Here is a 7,561-nt window from a genome sequence, read left to right as displayed (position 1 = left end):
CTGCATCTAAACTTAAAAAGGGTGAATCTTCTAGTATGATAAAACCTTTAAGAGGTGACGGGTATTATTTTGTAAAGCTTTTAGATGTAAATAAAGATAATGAAATTAATTATGAATTTATAAAAATAATAATAATAAAGTATTTATTAAATAAGGAAAATTATATATAATATATTTTTAATTAATATAAAAAGTTTCTTTGGAGGTAAACATGAAACTGAAACAGAATGAAAAATATTCTAATTTTCTTCTTAAAAATGTAGAAAATATAAAAGAAATAAATTCTATTTCTTATGAGTTTGAACATATAAAATCGGGAGCAAGACTTCTTTTTATTGATAATGATGATGAGAATAAAGTCTTTAGCATAAGCTTTAGAACTCCTCCCGTTGATAACACCGGGAGCGCTCATATTCTTGAGCATAGTGTTCTTTGCGGTTCAAAAAAGTATCCGCTTAAAGAGCCCTTTGTTGAGCTTATGAAGTCTTCGCTGAATACTTTTTTAAATGCGATGACATTTTCCGATAAAACGATGTATCCCGTTGCAAGTATGAATGAGGCTGATTTCAGAAATTTAATGGATGTGTATTTAGATGCAGTATTTAACCCCTTGATTTATGATAAAAAGGAAATACTTGAGCAGGAAGGTTGGCATTATCATTTAGAAAACAAAGATGATGATATTAAATATAACGGCGTTGTTTATAACGAAATGAAAGGGGCATTTTCAGATCCCGAAGATATTCTTGCAAGAAATATTGAAGCAAATTTATATAAGGATACACCTTATTCTTTTGAATCAGGCGGAGATCCCAAATATATTCCAGATTTGACTTATGATACTTTTTTGGACTTTCATAAGAGATATTATCATCCTTGCAATTCATACATTTATATTTACGGTAAAACGGATATACTCCGTCATTTAGAATATTTGGATAAAAATTATTTGGAAAAGTACGATAAAATAAAAGTTGATTCTTCAATAACCGAACAGATTGATTTTTCCGGTATAGAAAAAAAAGTTGAGAAGTTTTATTCTGTAAATTCATCTGAAAACATCGATAAAAAATATCTTCTATCTCTCAATTACAGTGTGGGAAATGTTTTGGATGTAAAATTAGGGCTTATTTTGGGTATATTGTGCAAAATATTGTTTGACTCTGATTCTTCTTACCTTAAAAAAGCATTGATTGAAGCTGATATTGCCGATGAAGTTATGCTTGACTACAATAACGGTATTTTACAGCCTGTGTTAAGTATAAGTGCAAAAAATGCAAAAAAAGACAAGATAGATTTGTTTAAAGAAGTTGTCGAGTCTACTTTTGAAAATATTGTAAAGAACGGAATTGACGATGATATCATAAAAGCGGCAATAAATAACTTTGAATTTGAATTAAAAGAAGGGGACAGCGGAACGTATCCAAAAGGTTTGCTTTATGGAATTACGGTTATGGAAAGTTGGCTTTATGACGGAGACCCTACTTTATTGTTAAAATATGAGAATGCACTTGAGGAAATAAAGAAAGAGTCTTTACAGGGATTATTTGAGAATACAATAAAAGAATATATTTTAAACAATGAAAAATACAATTATGTTATATTATCTCCTAAAGAAAATCTTTCTGATAAGGATGATAAAATATTGTACGATAAATTAAAATCTTATAAAGAAAGTTTAAGTGAAGACGAAAAAGAGAAATTGGTAGAAGCTACAAATAATTTATTGAAAATGCAGAGAACTCCCGACGGAGAAGATGTAAAGGCTTTAATACCAAGAATTTCGGTAAGTGATATCGACGTAAATCCACCTATCGTAAATGACGTTGAAATAAAGCACTGTGGAGTGAATGATATTTATATAAGAACAGACGAAACGAAAGATATTACTTATATGGATGTGAATTTTGAAGTATCTCTTAACGGTGATGAAGAAATACATGCATTATCTCTTCTTACAAAGTGCTTTGAAAACTTTAATACCAAAAATTATGATATACTCAGTCTTAACAATGAAATCAACGAAAATTTGGGAGATATAGTTTTTTCTGTATCTCCTTATCAAAGTTTTGAAAATCACGACGATTTCAGGTCTTTCTTGACATGCAGTATAAAAGCTTTCAGCAAGAAAGAGGATAAAATGTATGCCATCATGGAAGAGATGATTTTAAGATCTGATTTTAAGGATAAATCAAAGCTTAGAGATATAGTAAGGGAAGAGCTTTCAAAAATGCAGTCAAGAATTATGAGTGCAACTCACAGAACAGTTCTAAACGAAATGCTTGCTTTTTCAAACAGAAAATCCAGATTTGTAACCTTATTGAATGGGATAAGTTATTATGATTTTCTTAAAAATTTGAATGAAAACTTTGATAAGAGTGCGGATAAAATTATTTCCGTTTTTGAAAATCTTACAAATAGAATTATAAATTCTAGAAAAGATATTATCCTTACGGTAAGTGAAGATTCAAAAAATCAAAGTTTAAAAAATGCATCTGCATTTTTAGATAAATATGAAAGCAGCAACGATACAAAAATAATATTTAACTATGAATATAACGCCGATAATACAGCTATCATATTGCCTTCTATGGTAAACTATGTAGGTCAAGGAGGAGAATACGGTTCTTTCGGATATTCTTACGAAGGATCTTTACTTGTTTTGAAAAAATATCTTTCAACAGAATATCTGTGGGATAATGTCAGAGTTATGGGCGGTGCTTATGGTTCTTTCATTCACATAGATAAGTTTGGAAACCTCGGTCTCGTTTCGTACAGGGATCCAAATGTAAAAAGAACTTATAAAATGTATGATAATTTAGTCGAATATATTAAAAATATAGAGTTGAACAATGAGGAAATCAGCAAACTTATAATAGGTACTGTATCGGATATGGATATACCTCTTAACAATTACAGTAAAATACGTGAATATGTTACCAGGGTTTATACAAAAGATACTTACGAAAATATAAAGAAGAGAAGAAAAGAGGTTTTTGGAAGTTAAAAGTGTCGATTTACAAAAACATTATAAGATGTTTGAAGATGTTTTTAATAATTCAATCAGATATGTTGCCGGAAATAAGGCTAAAATAGAAGAGTGCGGCAATATGTTTAAAAATACTGTTGTACTGTTTTAGATAAAAAGCGGAAGGAAGGAATATGCTAAAAATAAAAGGAATAAAAAGAATATTAGCAGGCTTTTTAATATCTTCTGTATTTTTGCTGAATGTTACTTCTGTATATGCGGCTGTTCCAAATGTTAAGGATAACTCGAAAATGGGACTTTATTTATACGAAGATTCCACTGACAGTGAGCTTTTCAGTCATAATGGGAATAAAAAGATGTATCCCGCCAGCACTACAAAAATAATGACTGCCGCAATTACTTTGGAGTATGTTAAAGATTTAAATAAGACTGTTAAAACGGGAAGCGAATTAAATTGGCTTCCCGCCGGCAGTTCTACGGCAGGACTCTATAAAAACGAGGTTCTTTCATATAAGGATTTGTTATATGGTTTAATGTTGCCTTCGGGGAATGATGCTGCCATTGTTCTTGCCTGTAATGTCGGAAATATCATTAATGGAGAGAAAACGGATAAAAAAAGTGCTTATAATATATTCGTAAAAGAAATGAATAAAAAAGCGAAAAAAATAGGCATGAAAAATACTCACTTTAATAATCCTCATGGGTTTCATGATAAAAATCATTACAGTACTCCGAGAGATATGACTTTACTTGCGGCATATGCAGATAATTTCGATTATTACAACAGGGTGGTATCTTCTACATATTATGAAACGATAACGAATAAGACTACTCATAAATCGTCCGGGCATAATGCTCTTATATTGGAATCCAGTAAATACTTTTATAAGCTGGCAAAAGGAGATAAAACGGGTTATACAAATCCGGCCGGGAACTGTGTTGTTGTATCCAGTAAAAACGATGAAGGTATAAAATATTATGCGGCTGTTTTAAATGCTTCGAGCAGTAAAGATCAATTTGGATATGCAAAAACTTTGCTTAAATACGGTAATGAAGAAACACATAAATTGAGAATAGAGGAAAAAGGTGATACTTTATTTAAGTATACCGTTAAAAATCTCGCTTTGGGAGAGAGAGGGGAAGTAAAAGTTAAAGTTAATAGTGATATTGAGGTATATGCCAATAAGGGATACACTGAAGATAATTTTACTATTTCCTTTACTCCAAATGATAAATACATAAAAAAAACAGCAACTGAAGATATGGAACTTGTTAATTCCATCAGTGAAAATGATAAAATAGGAAATATAAATGTTTATTTAAATAACAAATTATTTAAAACCGTACCTGCTTATTCCAAGAGTGACGTGGATATGAAGTCGGCTTTTGATATTTTTATAACCAATGCTCTTATATTTATTGTTCTTTTGTGTTTGGTTGTTATGGCTTTAATACTTTCTTCTAAATACAGAACGAAGAAGAGGATAGAGCAAAGAAGAAAGGCAAGACGAAGAAGACTTCAGAATGAAATAAGATATTATGGTTCTGCAAGTGTAAGACCACGACCTTCGTATAACAGTGACGGAAGGAAAATAAAAGTAGTAAAGAAGAAAAAGCCTTCAAATAGAAGAGTGGTAAGGAAAAAAGTATATAAAAGAGGTAAGAGAAGAAGATAAATAAATTATGGATAATAAAACATTAAAAGCTTTGGAGTATGAAAAAATCATATCAAGAATACAAGACTATGCTTTTTCATCCGAAGCAAAAGAGGAAATAATGAACTTATCTTGGAGTGATAATATTTATTTGATAAAGGATAAGTTAAACGAGCTTGACGAAATGGTTAAGTTTTCAATTTCATACGGAGATATTCCTGTGTATGGATATAAAATAAACAAGAACAGTATATCCAGAGCAGTTAAAGATGGTATTCTTACAAATGAGGATTTTATTAACATATCAAAAAGTATCAAATGCTCGATTGATGTAAAGAGGCATATATTGTCGAATATATCTGAGGAAGATAAATTTGAGACTTTAAAGGATTATGGAGAGAATATAGATGATTTGTCGTTTCTTCAAAAAGAGATAGATACTATAATAATTGACGGAGAAACTATCAGCGACAGAGCGAGCAGTACCCTTTACAATATAAGAAGAAACATAAAAAATACAAATAACAAAATAAGAGAAAAACTTAACGGTATTGTTAATTCTTCTAAGTATCAAAAATATTTAAGTGAGAATATTGTAACCATCAGGTATTCAAGATATGTTGTTCCTGTTAAATCAGAATACAGAGCGGAAGTAAACGGGATAGTACACGATACTTCTCAAAGCGGAGCTACTTTATTTATAGAGCCCGCTTCTGTTGTAAATTTAAACAATAAACTCAAAGAACTTGAAACAGAAGAACAAAAAGAAATAGAGATAATTTTAAAGATACTTTCAAGTAAAATAAAAGATAATGCGGTAAGTTTAAATGTAAATGAAAATATACTTATTTATTTTGATGTATTAAATGCGAAATCAAGATTTTGTCTGAAAAACGAGTATAACAAGCCAGATATAAGTGAAAATGATGAAATAATATTAAAGTCTGCAAGGCATCCTTTAATAGATATTGATAAGGCCGTTCCTTCGGATATTATTTTAGACGGTAATTTTAGGGCACTTATCATAACAGGACCGAATACCGGGGGGAAGACCGTTACTTTAAAGACAGTTGGGCTTTGCTCTTTGCTGTTGCAGTCAGGTCTTTTTATTCCGGCGGCGATGGGCAGTTCCATTCCAATATACAGCAAAATTTTTGCAGATATAGGTGATGATCAAAGTATAGCTCAAAATTTAAGTACTTTTTCCTCTCATATGACGAATATAGTAAATATTGTTAACCAGGCCAATGATAAGACTTTGGTTTTAATCGACGAGTTGGGAGTAGGTACGGACCCTACAGAGGGTGCCGCTTTGGCAGTTTCTATAATAGATTATTTAAAGAATCAAAATGCGAGAGTTTTTGCTACAACGCATTACAGTGAGATAAAAGAATATGCAATAGTTAAAAATGATGTTATGAATGCAAGCGTAGAATTTGATGTTGAAAAACTAGCTCCGACGTACAGACTTATTCTTGGGATTCCCGGTAAATCAAATGCTTTTGAAATTTCCGGAAAACTAGGACTAAATTGTAACATTATCGAAAATGCAAAAAAACGTTTATCAGAAGAGAATATTGAAGTTGAAGATCTTATAAAAGAGTTAAATGATAAATCCATGGTACTCGAACAGGAAAAAAGAGAAACAGAATATCTTTTAAATCAGAATAAGATTTTGAACGAACAGCTTTCGATGGAAAAACAAAATATAGAAGAAAGTAAATCAAAAATTATGCTGGAAGCTTCTTTAAAAGCAAAAGATATTTTAGCGGATGCGAAAAGGGAATCAAAGGATATTATAGAAAAGCTTGGAAAGATAAAAGCGCAAAAAAATATAAATGCAAATAATAACACTTTTAAAAGTGATGCCGAAAAGATAAAAAAACAAATCAAAGAAAAAGAAGAACTTCTAAACTCATATATACCGTCTCATGAACTTAAAAAAGCGGAAACAAGCATTAACAAAAAAGAAGATTTTAAGGTTGGAGAAGAAGTTTATATAAAAAGTTTGGATCAATATGCGACTATCTTGGGATTTGATAATAAAGACAATGTATTTATACAAGCAGGAATTATAAAAACCAAAATATCGTTATCAAAAATAGAGCATAGCAAACGAGAACAAGAGCAGGTTAGGAAAACCGCAGTGAAGTTTTCCAATACAAAAGCGAAAACCATTGAACCCAGCCTTGATATAAGGGGAATGTATGCGGATGATGCGGTTATAAAGGTAGAAAAATATCTTGATGATGCTTATTTGGCAAATTTAAAAGTAGTTACGATTATTCATGGAAAAGGAACCGGGGTTTTGAAAAACACTGTTACGGATTTGTTAAAACACCATTCTTATGTAAAGAAATTCCGATTTGGCGGTATAAGCGAAGGCGGCGACGGTGCGACCGTTGTTACATTAAAATAATTTTTTATTTTTTGATATTTATGATATAGTAATTCCATAAAGTATTTAGTTATGAAAAGGTAGATAATAAATGAACATAATAATTGTTGGTTGCGGAAAAGTAGGAAGCACCATTGCAGAACATTTAAATGAAGAAGGGCATTCGATTGTAGTAGTCGATACCAAATCAGATAAACTTGAAAGTTTAAGTAACAGGATAGATATTATGACAGTAGAGGGGAACGGTGCGACGAGTAATGTACTGAGTGATGCCGGGATAGAAAACTGTGATTTGATTATAGCTGTTACTAGCAGGGATGAAGTAAATTTATACTGTTGTTTGATTGCCAAAAAAGCGGGTGCAAAAAATGCAATAGCGAGGGTAAGGAATCCCGAATATGCCGAAGATATACATTTGGTTAAGGAAGAACTTGGGATATCTCTTTGTATCAATCCCGAGCTTACGGCAGCCAGCGAGATATCTAGGCTTATACGATATCCTGCAGCAATAGAAATAAA

The 7,561-nt window shown here is 31.2% G+C and carries 5 protein-coding genes; all 5 read left to right on the top strand.

What is annotated here, in order from left to right; all coding sequences use genetic code 11:
- Positions 1–211: 211 nt before the first annotated feature.
- Positions 212–3,007: an insulinase family protein gene (locus QZ357_RS07140; protein WP_290773919.1), complete on the top strand. Its 2,796-nt coding sequence runs from the start codon at positions 212–214 to the stop codon at positions 3,005–3,007.
- Entirely contained in the window at positions 2,997–3,140 is a 144-nt protein-coding gene (locus QZ357_RS07135; RefSeq protein WP_290773916.1) for a hypothetical protein, read from the top strand. The genes QZ357_RS07140 and QZ357_RS07135 overlap by 11 nt, the downstream gene beginning before the upstream one ends.
- Positions 3,141–3,162: 22 nt before the next feature.
- Positions 3,163–4,665, top strand: coding sequence for a D-alanyl-D-alanine carboxypeptidase family protein (locus QZ357_RS07130; protein ID WP_290773913.1), 1,503 nt, complete (start codon positions 3,163–3,165; stop codon positions 4,663–4,665).
- 7 nt (positions 4,666–4,672) lie between these two features.
- Entirely contained in the window at positions 4,673–7,063 is a 2,391-nt protein-coding gene (locus tag QZ357_RS07125; protein ID WP_290773910.1) for an endonuclease MutS2, read from the top strand.
- A gap of 70 nt (positions 7,064–7,133) precedes the next feature.
- A partial coding sequence (locus QZ357_RS07120) for an NAD-binding protein (protein ID WP_290773907.1) occupies positions 7,134–7,561 on the top strand: 428 nt, incomplete at its 3' end.

The organism is Anaerofustis sp., assembly GCF_019420015.1.
Classification (GTDB): Bacteria; Bacillota; Clostridia; order Eubacteriales; family Anaerofustaceae; genus Anaerofustis.
The sequence above is the reverse complement of the archived record's forward strand: the minus strand, read 5'-3'. Positions and strand labels throughout refer to the sequence as shown.